The sequence below is a fragment of the Faecalimonas nexilis genome (genome assembly GCF_059731825.1).
Map to the genome: position 1 here is coordinate 288,224 of NZ_AP029189.1, position 21,938 is coordinate 310,161.

14 protein-coding genes and 2 pseudogenes are annotated in these 21,938 nt (G+C 37.2%); 14 read left to right on the plus strand and 2 right to left on the minus strand.

Features of this window, described 5'->3' with window-relative positions:
- Positions 1-136 precede the first annotated feature (136 nt).
- Positions 137-1,525 (plus strand): zinc-ribbon domain-containing protein, encoded by a 1,389-nt coding sequence (locus AC6I5B_RS01385; RefSeq protein ID WP_412364284.1) that lies wholly within the window; start codon positions 137-139, stop codon positions 1,523-1,525.
- Positions 1,522-1,695, plus strand: coding sequence for a hypothetical protein (locus AC6I5B_RS01390; protein ID WP_004611713.1), 174 nt, complete (start codon positions 1,522-1,524; stop codon positions 1,693-1,695). Before AC6I5B_RS01385 ends, AC6I5B_RS01390 begins: the two co-directional genes overlap by 4 nt.
- Positions 1,696-2,020: 325 nt before the next feature.
- Here the strand turns inward: AC6I5B_RS01390 and AC6I5B_RS01395 are convergent.
- Positions 2,021-2,797: pseudogene (locus AC6I5B_RS01395) on the minus strand (IS91 family transposase); the annotation flags it as partial.
- Positions 2,798-3,011: 214 nt separating this feature from the next.
- Between AC6I5B_RS01395 and AC6I5B_RS01400 the strand changes: the two are divergent.
- The 4 genes from AC6I5B_RS01400 to AC6I5B_RS01415 are packed head-to-tail and all read left to right on the plus strand — an operon-like array spanning position 3,012 to position 8,424.
- On the plus strand, positions 3,012-3,182 hold the full coding sequence (locus AC6I5B_RS01400; RefSeq protein ID WP_004611718.1) for a helix-turn-helix domain-containing protein: 171 nt from the start codon (positions 3,012-3,014) through the stop codon (positions 3,180-3,182).
- A gap of 22 nt (positions 3,183-3,204) precedes the next feature.
- Positions 3,205-6,219 (plus strand): type I restriction endonuclease subunit R, encoded by a 3,015-nt coding sequence (locus AC6I5B_RS01405; RefSeq protein ID WP_071144784.1) that lies wholly within the window; start codon positions 3,205-3,207, stop codon positions 6,217-6,219.
- Complete coding sequence (locus tag AC6I5B_RS01410) at positions 6,219-7,856, plus strand: HsdM family class I SAM-dependent methyltransferase (protein WP_004611721.1); 1,638 nt, start codon at positions 6,219-6,221, stop codon at positions 7,854-7,856. The genes AC6I5B_RS01405 and AC6I5B_RS01410 overlap by 1 nt, the downstream gene beginning before the upstream one ends.
- Positions 7,849-8,424: a restriction endonuclease subunit S gene (locus AC6I5B_RS01415; protein ID WP_497773553.1), complete on the plus strand. Its 576-nt coding sequence runs from the start codon at positions 7,849-7,851 to the stop codon at positions 8,422-8,424. The genes AC6I5B_RS01410 and AC6I5B_RS01415 overlap by 8 nt, the downstream gene beginning before the upstream one ends.
- On the opposite strand, the gene AC6I5B_RS01420 is transcribed toward AC6I5B_RS01415, so the two are convergent.
- On the minus strand, positions 8,403-9,077 hold the full coding sequence (locus AC6I5B_RS01420) for a restriction endonuclease subunit S (RefSeq protein ID WP_044986896.1): 675 nt from the start codon (positions 9,075-9,077) through the stop codon (positions 8,403-8,405). The genes AC6I5B_RS01415 and AC6I5B_RS01420 overlap by 22 nt on opposite strands.
- A gap of 292 nt (positions 9,078-9,369) precedes the next feature.
- Between AC6I5B_RS01420 and AC6I5B_RS01425 the strand changes: the two genes are divergently transcribed.
- From AC6I5B_RS01425 to AC6I5B_RS01460, 8 genes and pseudogenes are all read left to right on the plus strand, one after another.
- A complete protein-coding gene (locus tag AC6I5B_RS01425) occupies positions 9,370-10,815 on the plus strand; it encodes a PucR family transcriptional regulator (protein ID WP_497773554.1) in 1,446 nt (481 codons plus the stop codon).
- Between the two features lie 222 nt (positions 10,816-11,037).
- Positions 11,038-12,105 (plus strand): HD-GYP domain-containing protein, encoded by a 1,068-nt coding sequence (locus tag AC6I5B_RS01430; RefSeq protein ID WP_004611728.1) that lies wholly within the window; start codon positions 11,038-11,040, stop codon positions 12,103-12,105.
- Positions 12,106-12,138: 33 nt separating this feature from the next.
- A complete protein-coding gene (locus AC6I5B_RS01435; protein ID WP_497773555.1) occupies positions 12,139-18,213 on the plus strand; it encodes a SpaA isopeptide-forming pilin-related protein in 6,075 nt (2,024 codons plus the stop codon).
- Between the two features lie 656 nt (positions 18,214-18,869).
- A pseudogene (locus AC6I5B_RS01440) lies at positions 18,870-19,254 on the plus strand (group II intron reverse transcriptase/maturase); the annotation flags it as partial.
- The gene (locus AC6I5B_RS01445) at positions 19,239-19,559 is read left to right on the plus strand and encodes a helix-turn-helix domain-containing protein (RefSeq protein ID WP_497773761.1); all 321 of its coding nucleotides are present in this window, start codon (positions 19,239-19,241) and stop codon (positions 19,557-19,559) included. The pseudogene AC6I5B_RS01440 and the gene AC6I5B_RS01445, both read left to right, overlap by 16 nt.
- 195 nt (positions 19,560-19,754) lie before the next feature.
- On the plus strand, positions 19,755-19,880 hold the full coding sequence (locus AC6I5B_RS01450) for a hypothetical protein (protein WP_004842243.1): 126 nt from the start codon (positions 19,755-19,757) through the stop codon (positions 19,878-19,880).
- Positions 19,877-20,230, plus strand: a complete 354-nt coding sequence (locus AC6I5B_RS01455; protein WP_226972280.1) for a DUF7601 domain-containing protein — start codon at positions 19,877-19,879, stop codon at positions 20,228-20,230. Before AC6I5B_RS01450 ends, AC6I5B_RS01455 begins: the two co-directional genes overlap by 4 nt.
- Positions 20,231-20,361: 131 nt before the next feature.
- Positions 20,362-21,822, plus strand: a complete 1,461-nt coding sequence (locus tag AC6I5B_RS01460) for an Rrf2 family transcriptional regulator (RefSeq protein WP_118110411.1) — start codon at positions 20,362-20,364, stop codon at positions 21,820-21,822.
- Positions 21,823-21,938 lie beyond the last annotated feature (116 nt).

Genomic DNA, 21,938 nt, shown 5'->3' on the forward strand with positions numbered 1-21,938 from the left:
TCCCATTTATCAAGCCCTTTGAGAGAGGAGAAATCTTTTCTCAAAGGGCTTTTTCTATTTTTACGGATATTCGCAAACTACAAGAAAAAGCCGAAACCTCATATACTTTAATCACAGAGGAAGTGGAGGTTTTGATATGGGTAACAGCTTAGCGGCAGTACATCCAGAATTGATTGCAGAGTGGTCAGAAAAGAATTTACCACTGACACCGGACAGTATAACTTTCGGCTCGAATAAGAAAGTATGGTGGAAAGGTGCTTGCGGTCACGAATGGGAAACAAGCGTAAAGGCTCGTTCCAACTGCGAGAAATGCCCGATATGCTCCGGTGCAAGAGTAGTTGCAGGCATTAATGATTTAAGTACATTGAAGCCGGAATTAGCTTCAGAGTGGTCAGAGGAAAATGAAATCAAACCGACAGAGGTATCTATCGGCTCACACAAGAAAGTGATATGGAAATGTAAATTAGGACACGAATGGATAGTCACTGTAAAGAGCAGAACCATCAATAGAACAGGTTGCCCGTACTGCTCCCATAACAAAGTGCTTGCAGGATTTAATGACCTTGCAACCCTGTTCCCAGAAGTTGCAGACGAATGGTCTGATAAGAATGAAAAGAAGTCTACCGAAGTTATGGCGTTTGCAAACAGCAAGGCTTGGTGGAAGTGCAGAACCTGCGATTATGAATGGAATACGCTTATCTCTACACGCTCAGGCGGCAGTAAATGTCCTTGTTGCAGTGGATATATATTTATAAAAGGAAAGAATGACCTAAAAAGTACACACCCACAGATAGCCAAAGAATGGTCAGAGAAAAACTATCCTCTGCAACCGGATGAAGTCAATGCAAAGTCGAGGAAAAATGTATGGTGGCATTGCAGGAAATGCGGTAACGAGTGGAAGTCGGTTATCAATGCTCGTGTGAAAGGAACGGTCTGCCCTGTTTGTGCAGAGCGAGAGGTACTTGCCGGATACAATGATTTGGCTACGACGGATAAGCAGCTTCTGACAGAATGGGATTATGAATTAAATAAGTTGAAGCCGACGGAAGTTTCAAGAAATTCAGCAAAGAGAGCATGGTGGCAATGCAGATACGGTCATTCTTGGAGTATGAAGATAAACGAGCGTACTGTTCTCGGAAAAGGGTGCAGAATATGTGAGCAGGAGTATCTGTCGTTGTTCCCGGCTCTTGTAATCAGTTATTATGCCAATTTGAAAGGATTGAAAGTTGAACTTGGCTCTGATAGGTTATTCGGCATTCCACTTGATGTATATATCCCACTGGAGCAGGTTGCCATTCAAGTGAATACGGACTCGGAGAAGATAGATATACTAAAGGAACATCTCTGTAAACAACGTGGAATCAAACTCATTAAGTTGCCGATGAAGCCAAACGAAGCGGAATCCGAATATGCACAGCGAATCAAAGCGGCATTTCAGAGCGTACATATATTTATATCTTCCGATACAGAAGAAGATGTCAGGATAATCAGGAAAATATTTAAGAACTGGAGGAACAGCCGATGAGAGAAAAGAAATATCATATTTACCTAACCGATGATGAGCAAAGCAGAGTGATACAGTCGCTTATCAATCTGAAAAATAACCTCATAGTACAAGGAAGATACACCGACGCAGTAGATGAAGTTCTTCTGAAAGTGCTGTCCGCAAAGAAAAAGAAACTGAAAATCAAATAATTTCAAGCATTTATGCCGTCTGTTTTTTTAACCGAAACAGGCGGCTTTTTTTGTTGTCAAAAATTTTTTGAAATTTTTTCGGAAAAGCAGCGATTTTGGGTGTCCAAAATGAAGCCTTTTGTGCAATGAGTGAAGGGGTTAATTCCTGATGATGAAAACGGAAGCCTTTTCACTTGTTCTTTGACAACTGAATACATAGGTCGTTAAGACTTTAATTCTGATGATAGCCACTTTAGTAGGTACGCCGAAACTTCTGAAAATTTCAGAACAGCGAGAACTCCTGCTATGAGTATCGGATTGCAACCGATATGGCGATGACGGTCAGAAAGATAATGATATCCCCATCATAGTTGTCGATTCTGGATGTAGCAATGACAGGACGGCCAAGATAACGCCCGATGTATTTGATAACGTTCTTAGGGTCACAAAGATTCGGTTTTGCATAAACGTAGAATCCTTGTTTATGTTCACGGTAACATCTGGATTTCACATTTTTAAACGAAGGACCAATGATCGTCTCCATTTCATTCAGTAGAGCAGTACGGAAGGCGTTGCGAAGAAAGTTGTAGTTAAAATATTTGACATGGCGCCAGAAAGCATCATCGCTAAATCCCCCTTCTGAGATGAGACAGTGAATATGAGGGTTCCATTTGAGGTCTCTGCCGAAAGTGTGTAAAACCATGATAAAGCCGGGGGTAAAGTTTTTGGATTTATTCATTTGAAAAAACATACGAGAGATGACACTGTTCACAGCGTGAAAAAGACAGTTGAGCAGAGACCGGTCATTGAGAAAGAAGTCCCTGAGATTTTTATCAATGGTAAAAACGCAATGTCGATGATTCACATTCACGAGTTTAAAAGACATACTGGTAGTGCGTTCCATGGCATATTTATTGCCGCAGGTAGGACAAAAACGACTGTGGCAACGGAAAGGGACAAATTTCCAATTTTTACAATGTGTGCAGATATACATGGCGCCACCATAGGAAGGATCACCACAGTTAATTACTTTTTCGATGTTTTCCATTACAACAGGTCTTGGTTTTAAATCGTATTCAATTATTTCATAATAATCTCTGAGCATCTTCTGTATCACATTCATGAGATTATTATGAAACAAAGTAGGAGAGAAAGCAAGCCCTTACCCCTCAAGATTGAGGGGCGGGGGAGCTGAGATGCCGTAGGCATTTTTTTATGAAAATATTAGAAAATAATAACAAAACAAACAACCTAGAAGAAAACTTAATTGTGGTTGAAACTATTCCGATAAAAGAATATACTTATAATAGGCTTGTTGTATCGTTTAGAGGAAAATTATGGATTATATAACAACGATCGAAATGTCAAAAATATGGGGAATTTCATCTAGAAGAATTTCTCTTTTATGTAGCCAGGGAAGAGTGCCTGGAGCAGAGAAAAAGGGAAAGACTTGGCTAATACCAAAAGATGCGGTAAAGCCAACAGACCCTCGAAGGAAAAATAGATGACGTATTGGAGGTTATAATGCTTATGGGAAGGCCAGAAGATTCCAGAGTGAAGATTCCAGCGCTTGTACACTTTACAAGACTTGGATATACCTATATGTCAATTAAAGATAAGGAATGTAACGTTGACTATGATGGTGATACCAACATTTTTTATAGTCAATTTTTGTCAGCAGTTAATCGAATCAATCAGACCGAATTAACACTAGAAGACGCAAAAAAAATAATTGGTGAACTCAAGATTAAATTAGACAATGATGATTTGGGAAAATCCTTTTTTAAGATATTGCAATCCGGTATTGATGGAATTAAGTTGATTGATTTTTCTGATATAACAGGAACAAAGAATGATTATACAGTTGTAACTGAGTTACCATATGAAAATGGAGATGATAATTTTCGCCCGGATATTGTTGTATTAATTAATGGTATGCCTTTGTCATTTATAGAGGTTAAACGACAGAATAATCGAGAGGGCATATTGACAGAAAGAAGCCGGATGGAGAGAAGATTTGGCAATAAGATTTATCGTCGATTTGTAGGAATTACACAGTTTACAGTATTTTCTAATAATAATGAATATGATGACTCTGATATCGAACCGATTCAAGGAGCTTTTTATGCTTCAAGTAGTTATAAGAGAATGTTTTTTAGCAAATTCCGTGAGCAAAGAGAAGATGAATTAAAGGCAGATATGCAGTCAATTGTTACGGAAACGGAAGAGTTTGTTTTAAGCGATAATAATCTGATTGCTATAAAAGGGACACCAGAGTATGTATCTTCTTTATCGGAGAAATCGCCCACAAATCGAATAATTACATCTTTATATACGAAAGAGAGACTGCTGTTTTTACTGAAGTATGGTATCTGTTATAAAACAACAACTAACAAAGATGGAATTACGGAGATAGAGAAGCATATAATGAGATACCCGCAATTGTTTGCAACGTTGGCAATTCGGGATAAGTTGAGAGAAGGAGTCAGAAAAGGTGTAATTTGGCATACGCAGGGGAGTGGGAAAACTGCACTTGCTTATTCAAATGTACAGTTTTTAACTGATTATTTCAGCAAAGAAGAAGGGAAAATTGCAAAATTCTATTTTATTGTAGATCGTTTAGATTTAGCTGAGCAGGCAAAAAATGAATTTGAAGCCAGAGGACTTAAAGTAAAACTGATAAAAGACAAGGAAGCGTTTATTACAGATATTACGAATCCAGGAGAATCAAATACTAGTGGCAAAGTTACAATGACTGTCATCAATATTCAAAAATTTTCCAAGGAATCTGTAACAAAGCCATCAGATTACAATGTGGATGTGCAGAGAGTGTACTTTTTAGATGAGGCACATCGGAGTTATAATCCAACAGGCTCATTTTTAGCCAACCTGATGGCATCAGACCGTGATGCAGTACAGATAGCACTTACGGGAACACCGCTCATAGGAGATGGATACAATACAAAAGATGTATTTGGAAATTATATTCATAAATACTATTATAATCAGTCGATTGCAGATGGATATACATTGAAGTTGATTCGTGAAGAGATAGAAACAACTTACAAAAACCAGTTGAATGCTACGTTGGATCAAATAGTAAGACAAGGAAGTATTGCTAAGAAAAATTTATATGCACATCCTAAATTTGTAGAAAAAATGGTTGATTATATTATTCAGGATTTTGAAGAGGGAAGGACTGCTTTAGATTCTTCTATTGGGGCAATGATTGTATGTGATTCTTCAGAACAGGCTAGAGAGGTGGATAGACAGTTAAAACGCTTTTCTGCTTATACACATGCATTGGTGCTTCATGATGAAGGTACAAAACAAGATAGAAAAAATGACCAGGAGGAGTTTAAAAAAGGAAATATAGATATTCTTGTAGTTTACAATATGCTTTTAACAGGGTTTGATGCACCACGATTAAAAAAGCAGTATTTAGCGAGAATGATAAAAGCTCATAATCTACTTCAGACGTTGACAAGAGTAAATCGTCCGTATAAAGGTTATCATTACGGATATGTTGTTGATTTTGCAAATATTAAAGATGAATTTGATAAGACCAATAAGGCATACTTTGATGAATTGCAATCAGAACTTGGAGATGAAGTACAGAATTATAGCAATATATTTAAAAGTAAAGAAGATATTGAAAAAGACTTGAAAGATGTAAAGAATCAACTTTTCTTATATGATACAAGTAATGTGGTTAGTTTTATCAATCAAATTAGTGAGATTGATGATAAGAAGCAGTTATTGAATTTACGTCAGGCACTTGAAAATTATAAGGCAATGTATAATTTGATTCGACTGTATGGCTATGAGGACTTGTATACACATTTTAATGTTGAGAATGCCATTAAATGCTTAAATGAGGTTAATAACCGAATCAGCATCATAAACTTAAAAAACAGTATTGATTCATCTGAAGATATGTCGCAGATACTTAACATGGCATTGGATCAGATTGATTTTCAATTCCGAAAAATAAAGGAAGAAGAACTAATCATAGCTGATGCATTCCGTGACACTTTGGAGAAAACACGAAGAGAAATTGTAGATAGATGTCTTGATCCAAAAGATCCAGAGTATATATCACTTTTGGATGAATTAAAACGAGTATTCAAGAAGAAAAACATTGAAGAATTGACAGCGGATGAAATGAAACAGATGATGGGGAATCTGAATGCTTTAAAAAAGAAGGCAGAAAAGAGGAATCTTGCAGACAGAATGCTTGCAGCAAAGTATTCAGGTGATGTTAAGTACATGAGAACACATAAGCGAATTATGAATAGTCCACCACCTATCACAGACGCAGTAACAATACATAGAATTTTAATGACAGTTAAGTCTAAGGCAGATGACCAGATTGCTCATAATGAAAACATACTCGATAATGAGGAGTATTTTATAAAATCCTTACAACCAATTATCTTGAGAGCGTGTATGGGAGAAAAGGTAAAATTAGATAAACCGCAGCTTATGTTTATAGATAACTGTCTGTCAAAAGAATATATATTAGAAAGGGATTGGGTATCCTGATGACTACTGAAACGATAATAGCAAATACAAAACAGATGATTGATGATTTAAAGACTGTATGTGCCAATTTTGGACTGGGCAATGCAAGCAGTGAATATAAGATTATTACAGAGATTTTTCTGTATAAATTTTTAAATGACAAGTTTCTTTATGAGGTACAGCAAGCAGAAGAGTCATTAAAAGATTCCGATAACGTGGAACAGGCTTTAAACGATATGTCAGAAGATGATTATGAAATGCTTATGATGCTTTTGCCACCAGCAACAGCAAAACTTAAAAAGGAACATTTTATATCATGTCTGTTCAATCATAAAAACGATGACAAATTTAATGAACTATTTGATTCAACTTTATGGGATATTTCCAATACTAACCTGGATGTTTTTTCCGTAAGTACTGGATCAGGGGATAAGATTCGATTATTTGATGAACATTTATCACAAAATGTTACGGAATCAAATCGCAGATCGGATTTTTGTAAAGCAATGATTGATAAATTGGTGACATTTAGCTTTGCAGATGCGTTTTCGCAAAAGTATGATTTTTTTGCAACCATTTTTGAATATTTAATCAAAGATTATAATAAAGATTTTGGTAAATACGCAGAGTATTATACTCCACATTCTATCGCAAGTATTATTGCAAGAATCATGGTTCCGGAAGGAACACAGAATGTAACGGTTTATGATCCAGCTGCAGGTTCTGGAACGCTGGTTCTTGCTCTTGCACATGAAATCGGTGAGAGTAATTGTACAATTTATACACAAGATATTTCGCAGAAGTCTAATGAATTTTTGAGATTGAATCTAATTTTAAATAATCTTGTACATTCACTTGGACATGTGGTACATGGGGATACACTTCTTTCCCCGCAACATTTGAATCGTCAGAAAAATGGATTGATGAAATTTGATTATATTGTCAGCAATCCACCATTTAATGTAGATTTTTCTGATAACAGAGATACTCTTGCAGGTGATATTTATAAGGAAAGATTCTGGGCAGGAGTGCCAAATATTCCTAATAAGAAAAAAGATAGCATGGCTATTTATCAAATGTTTTTGCAGCATATTATTTTCTCAATGAAAGAGAATGGATGTAAAGCTGCAGTTGTAGTACCAACCGGTTTTTTAACAGCAGGTACTGGAATCCCTAAAAAAATAAGGGAACGTATTGTAAAGGAAAGAATGCTTCGAGGTGTTGTTTCGATGCCAAGTAATATCTTCGCAACAACTGGAACAAACGTATCAGTTGTCTTTTTGGACAATACTAAAAAGTACGAGCAGGCAATTTTGATGGATGCATCTAAGCTTGGAACAAAGGTTAAGATTGATGGAAAAAATCAGAGGACAGTGCTTTCACCTGAAGAAATCGAGGACATTATCCATACCTTTAATAACTTTGAATCAAAAGATGATTTTTCTGTAGTCGTTGATTATGAGAAGATTGAGCAGAAAAAGTGTTCATTTAGTGCTGGGCAATATTTTGAAGTAAAGATTGAGTACGTGGAACTGACTCAGGAAGAATTTAAAGCGAAAATGGATGAATATACGGAAAAACTAACAGAATTATTTGCTGAAGGAAATGTGTTGCAAGCGGAGATCATGGAACAATTGAAGAAGGTGAAATATGAGTAAGATTACTAAATATGCTTTATCTGATTTATACGATATGAGTTCGGGACTCTCATCCAAGAAAGAACAAGCTGGACATGGAGCACCTTTTGTTTCTTTTGGGACGGTTTTTAATAATTATTTTTTACCGGAAGAATTACCGGATTTGATGGATACAAATGAAAAAGAGCAGCAGACATACTCTATAAAAGCAGGAGACGTACTTATTACCAGAACAAGTGAAACGATAGATGAATTGGCTATGAGTTGTGTGGCAGTAAAAGATTATCCAAAAGCAACGTATAGTGGTTTTACAAAACGTCTTCGACCTAAAAGAGAAGGAATAGCATATCCCAAATATATGGCATTTTATTTTAGAAGTGCTTTGTTTCGAAAAGCTGTAACCTATAATGCGTTCATGACTTTAAGAGCAAGCTTTAATGAGGAAATTTTTACATTTTTGGATGTATACTTACCGGATTATGACGAACAGGTAAGAATTGGAGATATGCTTTATAATATTGAATGTAAAATTCGGAAGAATAAAGAGATAAATGATTATTTATCATATCAATCTTCGATGGTAGCTTGACCATTCATTAACATTGGTAGAAGCCAATCACGAAACTGAATTAGATTATTGTTTTCCTGCTGGATTTGCATGATTTTGGTATCTAGTGGTTCAACACAATTAATAAATTGTGTACGAATTGCATCTGGAATACTCAAAATATTGTAATTGTTTAGGTTTGCTTGATTAATCTTCATTTGAATTGAACCGGTTTTTATTATTGAAACAGGAATATCTTTTAGTAATAAATATAGCAATCGGCAAGAATAACCTTTCACGGGCTGTAAAACATGTGTATGATTATTGATCCAAACATCGCCAGATACTCTTTGTAATATTGGATTACCATTATCATCCATTACCGAACCATCTTCAGCGAGAAGAACAAAATTTCCAGAAAAAATGGGGCGATTCACATAATCCATTATGCCCGTGGCACCATAATAAGGAATTGAACCTTTCATTCCTTCTCGCTGTTGATTAGAAAGCGGAATTCGTTCAGAATCAAGGCAGATTGTAATATTTCCAATAGAAGTATAGTTCCAATTTTGAGGGATTTCTCGATTTAATTCATTACAAAATGACATTTTTCCACCAGAGGATTTATACGGCTTCCCATTTTCATCTGGAAAATCAAACTGTATAAACCAATAGTTATAGATGGTCTTTGCCATCTCTTCTAAATAATCATTTATAAGAATATGAAAATGAATATAGAATAGCCAAATTATTTTAGAAACATACGGAGGTACAAACACAAATGGGATACACAATAAAAGACTTTATCGACTCGAACAACTTTCCGGAAATGAAATTAATTAGTGACAATTCAGAAATCACTAGAGAAATAAAAGGGACTCAGATTATAGCAGTGCCAGATATGGAAAAATTTCTGGGGGGGGTGAACTCCTTCTGACATCTCTGATGGTTTATGAAAAGCTGGATGAGCGTATGATGCTAAGTCATTTGGAAGAATTAAATAAAAAACAGGTATGCGGGTTTATTGTGAAAAGAATCCAAAATACAGCACATCAAAATAAGCCATTTGAAACTTTATTGCTTTTTTGCAATAAACATAGTATTCCGGTTTTAGAGGTTCCCCAGGACTTTAATTGTTGGGCGATTATTAAATATTTGCTGTCGCAGGTATATAGTATAGAAATTGCAAAAGCAGTCTACTCTAAAATGACACGTGATGAATTTAATCGCCTTTTTCCAGAAGGAACTAGTGAGTACAGATCATTAGAGAATCTGTTTGACAGAGCAGGGAGGATACTTGGGAATCCAATAGCTTTGTATGATGAAGATTTCCACTACATGTATTCAGGTACATCAGAAGAAAGTGATTTAATAATCGCAGATGGTTATGAAAAGTATGTTCCCAACATTATTTCGAGATATGAATATATGCGGCAAAAGAGAAAAAATGTTGAGTATATTAGAAAAATCAACATTTTAAACCAGTGCACGTTTTATTTGGTGGTTTCGGAAGTGAGTGGACCATTAAGAGAACTGGATTTTATAACATTAGATAGTTTAATGCCGCTTTTATTATATGTTCTGACTCAAATTGTAACTGATAAAAATATGGAGAAAAAATATCATAGAGATTTGGAGTACAGATTGTTAAATGGATCCTTGTCTGAAGCGGAAGAAGAAGATGTTGCAAATTTGCTTAAATTTGGTGTAACTGAAGATTATAGGGTTATCACCTGTTATTTGAAACCTGAAAATTATAAAGATAATTTTACTGCTTCTCAAAGAAAAAAGATGGAGGATATAGAAAAAGCAATTTTAGATATAGTGCCGAAAGAGTATGCTTATTGTAACATGAACCAAGTTATATGTATTCATAAAGAAAACAGGAAAGAAGGAAAACTGGATTTAAGAAAAAAACTGGAAGAGTTCCAGAGAATGATACAAGACCAATTGAAAGAAGGAAAATCGGAATACGAATTTCTGATTGGGGTAGGAAATAAAGTTAAGGGTTACCACAATCTGAAAGAATCTTTCGCAGACTCTAAAATTGCAATAGAATACATTGATGTCATTAGAAAAATAGTAGGAGATGCAAATAAATCAGTGGTGGATTGTTCAAAATTGGGGTTTTTTCATATTTTTGCAAATATTAAGGATGAAAAGCAATTAAGAACATATATACCAGATACAGTGCATGAAATTCATCAGTATGATATTCAGAAAAATGGGGAACTGATTGATACGCTGGAATGCTATCTGAATAATAAACAGAGTATTCGAAAAGCTTCTGAACTAATGGGCGTGCATGCCCGGACAGTTTCGTATCGTTTGCAAAAAATAGTAAAACTAACGGGGATGGACTTCGATAACATAGCTGAGATGCTAGTTGTCCGAAATGGAATTATTATATTAAAAATACTGGAATTGTTATAAAAGATAACGAATCACATGGTTAGTGTGGTTCGTTTTTCTTTTTTTGGAAAAATTCATATAATGGAACATTTCTTGCAAAATATATACATCATATTTGCAAATTTTGTGCATTATAAAAAATAGAAAGAACGATATACTATTATATATGAAAATAGTATTAAGGAATATTTTTTTGACATAAACTAGTATCTTTAAGGGTTGAGTTATGTAAGAGGTGGAGTTATGGAGCAGGAAAAACCAATGGTTTGCACAGATAAGGATTTTGGCAGGTTTTATGTAGCATTAAAATTAAATCTAAAAACAAATAGGTATGAATGCATTTACTCACATAATCAAGAGGTATTTGAAATAGCAAGAAAGACAGAAGATTATGATACGTTTATTCAGATATATATAGAGAGATTTATTCATGATGCTGATAAATCAAAGCTACGAGATTTCCTGTTAAGCGATAAGTTAACAGAAAATCTGGTTCATGGCTATGCAGAGCAGGATATCATATACCGCAGAATAGAGAGTGAAAAATCTTATATAAAGATGAGGGCTAAGAAATATGTGGATATAAAAGATAATATAGCAATGATTACATTACATAATGTAAAAAGAACCTACAGATCCGTAATGGAAATGAAACGAGAACTCCAGAAGAACGAGCGCGATAAGACCAAGCAATATTGGAATATGGTGTCATTATTGTCTACAGTTCTGGATCATAATAATTTATCAGAAGCGGAAAACCAGGACAATATTATTTTCTTTACAAAGCAGATGTATCTCCAGCTGCAGAAAAATTATCCGGAATATGGAATTACAGACGAAGAAGTAGAAGCTGTATCACATTTGGCGCCAATTCATGATATTGGAAAAATCAGGGTGCCTGTTGAAATCCTGAACAAAAATGGCAGGCTGACAGAAGAAGAGATGGAAACCGTGAGACAGCATCCACTGGTTGGAGCTGAAATGACAAAGAAGTTTCCAAAAGGTCTTACTATAGACAAATTAAATGCGCTTAGTTATGAAATCTGCAGACATCATCATGAACGATATGACGGAGCAGGGTATCCGGATGGTTTGCATGGAGAAGAAATTCCTCTTTGTGCACAGGTTGTGGGACTGGCTGATGCATATGATGCCTTAATCAGTCCTCGCCCTTATAAAAGTAAACTGACTCATGGAGAAGCATTGCAAATGATCCTGAACGGGGAATGTGGCTCGTTCTCCCAACCACTGCTTCATTGTTTTATGGAAGCGGCAATGCAGAAGGAATGGATAAAAAAGGCAGATAGCTAAGAAAATGAAAATATGTTTTTAGGAGGAATTTGTGTGAAGAGGAAAAAGAGATGGCTAAGATGGATAGCCTGGACACTTTTATTGGTTTTGTGCATGAATAGCGCAGGAACGACAGTTTTGGCAGTTTCAGTGGAAGAAGAGAATATTCCAAATATAAATAGTACTCAAGAGGGTGAAATGCGCACAGAAGATTTTATTCCGGAGGAAAGTACATCATTGTCGGAAGAGACGTCGAAAGAAGAAAATACTTCGCCATCAGAAGAGACTCCTGGAGAGGAAATCACCCCGCCATTAGAAGAGATTCCGGAGGAAGAAATTACTCCATCCCAGGGAGAGCTTTCAGAAGAAGAAAAAGCCTTCGAGGAGCAGATTGCACAAGAGGAATCACCGAAACTTCAGGAGATTTCCGAAGGATTTGATATTGATTTCTATGTCATTATTGATGGAAACAAGGTAAAGCTTCAGCATAATGACATTACCGGCATTGCAACATGGAAAGACGGAAGAACTACCTATCATGGTGTTTCCATTGAGGACCTGCTCCGGATATATGAAGAATTTGGATTTGTGAAAAACAGCGAGAGTCAGAATCCGGATGCGATAAAAAAGTTTGTATCTGCATACCGGGGAAAAAGCAGGATAGAATACGGAGAAGTTTATACAGACACAGAATCCGGAAAGACCTATGTTTCTTACAATTATGGCCAGAATAAACAAGGGGAAGCGGTAGATGTTTACTACCTTCCAAATGGAAAAGGCGTTGCATTAAATTTAAAAGATTCTGTAAAAAAGGACAATTCGTTTTATTCCGTAGAGGTAAAGGGCGAAGGGCAGGATCGGATTCGTTATGCATTAACAGGAACTGTAGTGGAAGAAGCTGTGGCTGACTTTAATCCCAAATTGCCAGACCAGACAGACCAGATCGAATGGACCTGTATGGGAACAGACGATAAGGTGATAGATGGTATACGGGAATCGGGGAACCAGACGAGATTCGCAATTGGAAAAATCACACAGTCTTATGTGATCCAGAGAGCGGATCAGACAGCCTTTGACATTCAGTTTTATATATATGCAGACAATGAGGTTCGAAAGCTGCCGGCTGATTCTCTGAAAAAGGTGTATAAATGGAACCATCAGGGCAGATGCTATTTATCTGTCAGTGATCTTGCTGAGATTTATAGAGAGTTCGGCTTGAATGCAGAGGAAACACAGTCCGGAAATTATTTTCCATATACAGTCCGTGGTGAGAAGACATTAGCACAGGCGACAGTGGTAACTTATAAAGGACAGCAATATGTATCTTATAACCTGGACAAGCAGGAAGCAACTGTACCAACAGACGTTTATTATATGCCAAAAGGAGCATCTGATGGCGAAAAAATTCCGGATAATAATTCAGACCAGATTAAGCAGAATAAGAACAGTTTCTATTCGGTTACAGTGATCAATCCGGATGGAAATCGAACTGTGAGTTACTATAAGAAAGATTCTGCGGTCACAATTTCCGTTGATCCAGGAGATACGAAGGAAAGCGATTGGCTTTGTGCCAGTGAGGATGAAAATAAAACAATTTCTCCGGTAAAACAGGGCGATAAACTAACCTTTTCTATTGGGAAGATAGAGCAACCATATACGGTTGCATGCAACACTTTTGCACCAGCAACCTTGAACATTAAATTCTATACTTTTGTAAATAATGAGAGATATAATGTTCTAAACGAAGAAATTCCTGTTATAAAAGATACTACAACAAAGCCGGGAACAGTTTATTATTATATTTCTAATGATGAGTTAAAAAAGCATTTTGAAAAATTCCATTACGATGGTTCTATTCAAAATGGAGCAAAAGAGCGTTTTTATTATTCCAAGAGAGATTACGATACAATCCATAATGCAGGGAAATACACGATAGAAGGTCATGAATGTATTTATATAGGAAAGTCCGGAGAGCCGATGGATGTGTATTACCTGCCAGACGGACAGGATATTGCCATAATGAGTGCAAAGACCTTACTAGAATACGACGATGATAGATATAACGGTTTTTACAGTGTGACAGTACAGGATGACGATGGACAGGTTTACAGCCAAACAGCTTTGCGTGATCTTCCGGCAATTGATTTTGTTGCAAGAAAGTCAACACTTACAAGAACAGTTAGTACAAAGCCGCGTGTAGAAGAACAAACGCAGGATATAAACTGGGAATGCAGAGAGGAAGATGGTACTCTTTCAGCAGTTACATGGAGTAAAAATGAAGCAGAGCATACCATGAGCTTTACTATTAAGCCAGATGATGCAGTACGTCCATATGTGATTGTTCCTGATAATACAGAAAAACCGGCAGCAACAAAAGAAGCAAATATCAGTTTTTATGTATTTATCGATGGACATTATAAGCTGATAAAGAACCTCAATGCTGAGCAGCATTACATAATCAAAGCAAACAGTGGCCGAGCCAGTCGTTATTATTTGCGAGCTAAACCAGATGATACGATTTCTAAAATTTACAGTGAGTTTGGTTTCACTCCGAGCAAGCTGGAGCCCGGCGCAGATCAGAAAGAGAAGATTCTGTTTGGTTATGCGACAGACAGCCGTGTGTTTGTACAGCACCCTTATAAGGACAACGATGGTACATGGTATATTCCTGTCCTGAAAAACGGGAAAGATGTATCTGTCTATTATTTCTCACAGCCAAACCCACTGAATCCAGACAGAATCGAAAATTATTTTGATCGTTTGACAGGACTTTCTTCTCAGGTTGGGCTGGCAGGAAGACATTTCAGTGTAGAGGGAAGTTTTCATCTGATTGAAGTGTTGGATCCACTGAACCTGACCAAAAGAGAGGCGATTAAGAGACAGTATGTAGGCCATGGGGAAGCATATACTGTGGAAGTACCAAAGAGGGCAAGTTTAGAAGGTGAGTATTATGGCAAGGAGATTGTCTGGAGTTGTACATCTAATGACAGGGACGAAAATGAGGTTCTTCCGGAACCGTCCGGAGATGATAAGGTAAAATTTGAAATTCCGAATGTTAACTCATCTTATGAGGTGATCGCAGACAAACCGCTGGAGTCTGGGGCAGTCAGGGTTATCTATAATACAACTCGTTATATGAAGAAACTTCCTAAGGAAGCTAAGTTGACCCCTCAGGTTGAGAATAAGACAAGACATACAGATGATTATGAGAATGAAATAGAAGCTGGAAAACATAACGTTAAGTCACCATATCCTCTGGTTTATGATCATGAAGATAATGACAGCAAAGAGTTGGAACAGTATGAATTCGATCATTGGGATTACAGAAACAAAGACGGAAAGTGGCAGGAATGCGGTGCAGGGGATTCTATTTCTGATCTTATAAATAATAATGCAAGACAGCCAATCACCCTCTATGCAGCGTGGCGTAAGGTGAGTAACCAAAATCGAAAACAGGTACAGTTTTATATCTGTAAGTCAGCGATGCCGGAAGATGGTTCGGTAGCATTACCAACCACGAATGTAGACGATTATACAAGTGCGGTTGCCGTGGCAAACTGTAATGTGAAGGCAAGTATATTGCATGATGTTCCAGTTCTTGGAAATAAGAATCCATCTACGTGGGAACAGTATGCGGATGGAAATAAGAGAGTGCAAGAACTTTTGCAGGGAACTAAACCAGATGAGGGATATATTGGAAATGGAGACTATATCTACAAGATAGATAGAATTCCTTCCGATGAAGAGGTATTCCAGACAATTCGTGAAAGCGGACGTATGATTCGTATCGGAGACAGGGAGATTCCGCCATCGAAATTAGATACCGAATTCTTCACCATTTATTGGTATTCTTTCAAAAGTGAAATGTCCGATGGGTGGCATATTGACGGACGTATTGTAGCAAAAAATGGTTACCTGACAGTAAAGAAAGATTTTGTCGGAATGCCGGAAGCAATAGAGGAAGTCAAGAAAGATTATTATATCCAGGTAGATATGGATGAAAAGCTTTTAGATGGAAAACCGCAGCCACCTGCATTTCATGAGCATATGAAACTTGTGCTTCCTTCAGAAGATAGCCAGAAACCGGATGCAGAAGCTCCGCAAGCGGAGGATGCTCCAATAGAAGTTGTAGGTACATGGACAGATGAAACACATACAAGCTGTACGTGGATCGTTAAGGCGGACTCATTCTGGAAATACACATTAAAAGAGTACAACTATAAGCCAAAAGATTCGAATGTGAAATTTTCAGGTTGGTACAATGTTCGCAATTCTCATGAAGAAGGAGATAATGTAAATTCATGGGAAGCATATCCAGAAAGTGGAATTAAATTCACAGGACGTGGAATTGGACGCGGTGGTGAAACTCTTACTATTGAATTGGAGAACCGTTATCAGAAAGAGGGAATACTCACACTGAACAAATTTGATGAGTCTACCGGACAAGGAATGGAGAAGATCAATTTTGCTGTTAGTAAGAACGGTGTTGAGGAGGAAGCGGTAACAACTGATAAATACGGAATCGCACAACTTCATATTCCGTTACAAGATGAGAACAAACAGAATCGAACAGCAACTGAGACGTATTTGTTGCGAGAGACAAACTTACCAACGGGATATGTAGACACAGGAGATATACAGATCACAGTTGAGATTGCCAATGGAGCATTCAAAATCACTGATGCAAAACTGGTGGATAGGAAGGCTAACGAAAATCAGGAGGCTGTTAAGGCACCAGTTGATGGTAAGATAGACGGAAAATCTGTTCTGCTTCAGCGGGGAGATACCAGCCTTAATATCCGAAATTTTGCTAAAACAGGCACTCTGCATATAAAAAAGACATGGGAAAATCCAAATGATGCACTGACGGAAAAACAGGTGAAAATCAGATTGTATCAGAATGGAATTTCTACAGGACAGGAATTCCTGCTGAATGAAGAGAACGGATGGGAACACACAGTCGACAATATTCCACTATTCCAGGACAGAAATCCGGTGGAATATAAGGTGGAAGAAATTGAGATAGGAAAGACACATTATTCTTTGGAATACGGGGATGGTTTCCTATATTATGAAGTTATTTATCCAGAGATTCAGTATTTCGATTCAAATGGACAACAAATATTCCCGAAGGATGAGAATGAGTTCAAGGATGTTTCCAAGATGGAACTGGAAGTGCAGAATCTGCATTTCAATCTTGCTGAACGAAGTTTCTTAAAGACGGATGATCTTCCAAGAAACCGACTTGCTGGTGCAGGTTTTCTGTTCTACAAAGTACCGTATGATGATGTTACGAAAAAATATGCGGATGATACAGGATATACAGTAGATTATGACAATACACAGAGTAAGGACGATATCGTTCTGAAAAAGGATGGAAAAACGTGTACGACGTATCGTTCCTTAGAAACAGATGAAAATGGAATGCTTCAATTACCGGAGGACTTTGAGAACGGACGATACTGGATGGTAGAATCTGTTACTCCAAACAAAAAGGACAAAGCAGATAAAACCAAAACACAGTATCAGGATAACTTTAATTTATATATGGTCGATGTAGAATCCGATATTTTATTCCTATATGAGAAATCACCGATGACAAATACCTGGAGAGCTGTTTCGGACAGACATATCGTCAATCATCCGCAAAAAGGCGGGGTGACGGTTGAGATTACAAAGGAAGTCACTGGTCCACTTGGAAACCGCAAGAAGCCATTTGATATGGAAATTCTCTATTGGGAAGATGGTCAAAAGCTGCGTAGCAAGACAATTAGAACTTCTTTGAAACATGGAGATAAAGTTACATTAAAAAATGTAGATATATCTTCGGATATCATAATAACAGAAACTGTTGATACATCAAAATACGCTGTTTCGATTTCTAAAAAAGAAGAGAATGATAAGTATTCAAATCCAGTGCAGGCAACATCGAATGGAAATACAGCTGTCATGAAACAGCGGATTGAGGCTGCACGAGGAGACGTGATTGAGTTAAAAATCACAAACGAAAACACACAATTAATACCGGAAACAGGGGTTCGTCTGAGAACAAGCAGGCATGTATGGTTACTATTTGCCATAAGTATTATCATGATTCTGTTTTTCAGAAGAAGACGGAAAATAAGATAAACACTGCTATGGAACAAAACTTGCAAAAATACATCAGACATTTTACATGTTTGTTGCATTGGAATAAAAAAATAAACCACTATAATAATGGTATGATCCCCGTCAAGAGGACAATAAAAAATAATAAATTTTTGTATCGTCAGCCATGCTATGGCTGGCGATATTTTAGTTTGCGCGCCATGGGCGCGCTCTAACGGGTGAAAGTCCCGAACACGCCTAGGCGACAAGGAAGTGTATAGCTGAACAGCAAGGGTGTCTATCGTAAGGTAGAATCTGAAGGAAGCTGTAAGCAAACTCTTGGTCCGACGGACAGAAATCACATATGAGGCTAGGTTCCGCTTGGTAAGTCTGCTAAATAAGACAAAGCCGTAAAGTTGCCGTTTGTAGGAACCGAGTAAATGTGGCGGATATATGAGAGGAAAGAGCGTGCACCTTAAGCGTGGAGGTCTCACAGAGGTTTCATTAGCCTAGTAACAACGAACTGTGAGAAGTCAGCCGAGCCCATAGTAGCGAAGAAGTCTCTGTAATGGAGATGGAGCGAAGGGGCGAACAATCAATAAGTTTGAGTATGTCTCGTATTGCAGAAATGACAACATCTGCCGTAATCAATCGGGAAAAAGGTGGTCAAATCAAGCGAGACGGAAAGGAAAGAACGCATGGACACAAGTAGTCTAATGAAGCAGATACTATCCAGCGATAATCTCAACAGAGCATATCTGCAAGTCGTACGAAATAAAGGTGCCGAGGGAGTGGACGGAATGAAGTACACAGAACTTAAAGAACATCTTGTAAAGGACGGCGAAATTATCAAGGAACAGTTGAGGACAAGAAAATATAAACCTCAACCAGTACGAAGAGTGGAGATACCAAAGCCAGACGGTGGTGTCAGAAACCTGGGAGTACCAACAGTAACAGACAGATTCATACAACAAGCCATTGCACAGGTCTTAACACCAATCTATGAGGAACAGTTCCATGACCATAGCTACGGATTCAGACCGAATAGATGTGCACAGCAAGCAATCCTGACAGCACTTGATCATGGAACAAGTGAAGCTGTGTTACAGGCAGATGTCGGACATTTTTGGGGTACATCTCTTCCAGTTGGTGGAGAAAGCACACATGATAAAGAACATGATGGAGAACTGATTGAAACGCTGCAGGTGTATCTGGACTGTGATAAGAGTGCGAATAAAGCAGCTGAAAAACTCTATGTAAATTATCGTACTCTTTCAGGGCGATTGAAAATAATAAGAGATATTTCTGGCATTGATTTCAAGAATTCTGCTGAGATGCTGGCTGTTAGAAATGGAATCGTTTTATTCAAAATGGCAGAAACACTGTAATTTAAAGAGAAACTATATCTCTACGGTATGGTTTCTTTTTTTGCGAAAAACCGATAACTACAAACTTTTTGTAGCAAAACGTGAAAATATCTTCCTATTCTCTGTATTATTTTTGCAAAAAACAAGTGCTATACTTTAACCAGTCCATAAAAGAATACCTTGATTATCTAAGTTGATATGAAGCAGGAATGAAACATGAAAAAGAAACAGGTTGAGAAAGAACAGAATAATGAGAAACAGCTTCCCAGACAGGAAACGACACTGGGAGAAGATATCTTTCAGCTGTTATTGAAAAAGGAAATGGAACAGCAGAAAAACTGACTTTCACAAATAATCAGGCAGCCTTTACATTGAAAAAAGATGAATCTGTAGATATCAGTTGCTTACCGACAGGATGGACATATACCGTTACGGAGACAGCACCGGGAACAAACTTCGAGGTGTCATACTCGATAAATGGTGGATCGAAAACCGTTGGAGAAGCAGCATCATTTACAATGGCAGCAACAGGAACGGAAGATATCCAATTTACAAATACATCAACCGTGGCACCGCCCGTAACCGGAAGAAATATTCAGAATAATAGCTGGATTATGATGCTGATTGTGGTTTTACTGATTGGCATTGGAAGCATGGTATTTTTCAGAAAAGTAAAAAGAAAATATCATTAAGGCAAAAAGGAAGAATTGTGCTTGTGAAGTGAAGAACCTGGAAGTATGATTCTTCCTTTTTACAATGAAAGAAACAAGAAAAATGTTCAGGATAAAAATCATTATTGGGGACGGATAGAGAGGGTGACATTATGCAGCTTACAAATACAACGGATTATGCCATTAGAATCGTATGTTATCTAGCATCAGAAAATAAGGTAATAACTACAGCAGAACTATCTCGTGAATTAAATATTCCGGCAAGTTATATTCCTAAAGTAACAAAGCAACTAAAAGAAAAAGAAATTGTTAAAGCGGCAGAGGGATCGAATGGAGGCTATATGCTGGAAAAACGACCGGAAGAAATTTCTCTTATGGACGTTATTAACTGTACAGAGTCAACAATGGCAATTAGCAGATGTCTGGAGAAGGACGGATACTGTTCCAGAAATTATTCAGATTGCTGCAAGGTACATAAGGTGTTACTGGATCTGCAGAACACTTATAATAACAGGCTGGAAAATGTGAAAATATCAGATATTATTCAGCCGGGCAAAGATGAATATTTTGGACGTTTTTATGTAGTTATAAAATTGAATTTAAAGGATCAAACATATGAATGTATTTATTCCCACGTACATGAAGTCTATGATAAAGTAAGTGATTCAGCTACCTATGATGAGTTTATAAGGAAGTACACAGAACAATATGTATATGAACAGGATCGCCAGAAGTTAAGACGATTTTTGACAAGCGAAAAGCTTACGGAACACTTAGTAGACGGCTGTATGGAAGATGATATGTCCTACCGCAGAATATGTGATAATGAAGCAGATTCTTATATTTGGATGGAAGCAAAAAGATATGTAGATGAGACGGAGAATATTGCCATTCTCACATTACATAATGCGAAGGTCATTCCAGATACGATTGTTAATATGGAACAGGAATTGCGGAAGAAAGAAAAGAATATCACGAAACAGTATTGGGATATGGTTTCTTTGCTTGTTGCGGTATTGAATCATAATAATCTGGTGGAAACGGAACATCAGGATGATATTAGTTTTTATACGGAGCAGGTTTATCGCCAACTGCAGAAAAATTATCCGGAATTTGGAATTACCGAAGAAGAGATTGAAAATGTATCACACCTGGCACCAATCCATGATATTGGTAAAATCCGGGTACCGATAGAAATATTGAATAAAAATGGGAAATTAACGATAGACGAGATGGAAGTCGTGAAGCAGCATCCAATTACCGGTGCAGAGATGACATTGAGATTTCCGAATGGTATGACAACAGAGAAATTGAATAAGTACAGCTATGAAATCTGCCGACATCACCATGAGAGATTTGATGGCTCTGGATATCCGGACGGTTTAAAGGGAGATCAGATTCCGCTTTGTGCTCAGGTGGTCGGTTTGGTGGATGCCTATGATGCTTTGGTCAGTGAGCGACCATATAAACGAAAACTGAAACATGCCGAGGCGGTAAGGATGATTGTAAATGCTGAATGTGGAGCGTTTTCCATGAAATTGCTTCAATGTTTTTTTGCTGCGGCTATGCAAAAAGAGTGGGTGCAGAAAGTAGAATCAAACAGAGAAGAGTAAGGAAAAAGCCCAGTAGGTATTTGATGAAAATGAAAGAAATTTTAACGGATATTATAATAAAATTAGTTATTTTATGCTAAAAAATCATTCTAGATATTAGAATGCAATATTGAGTA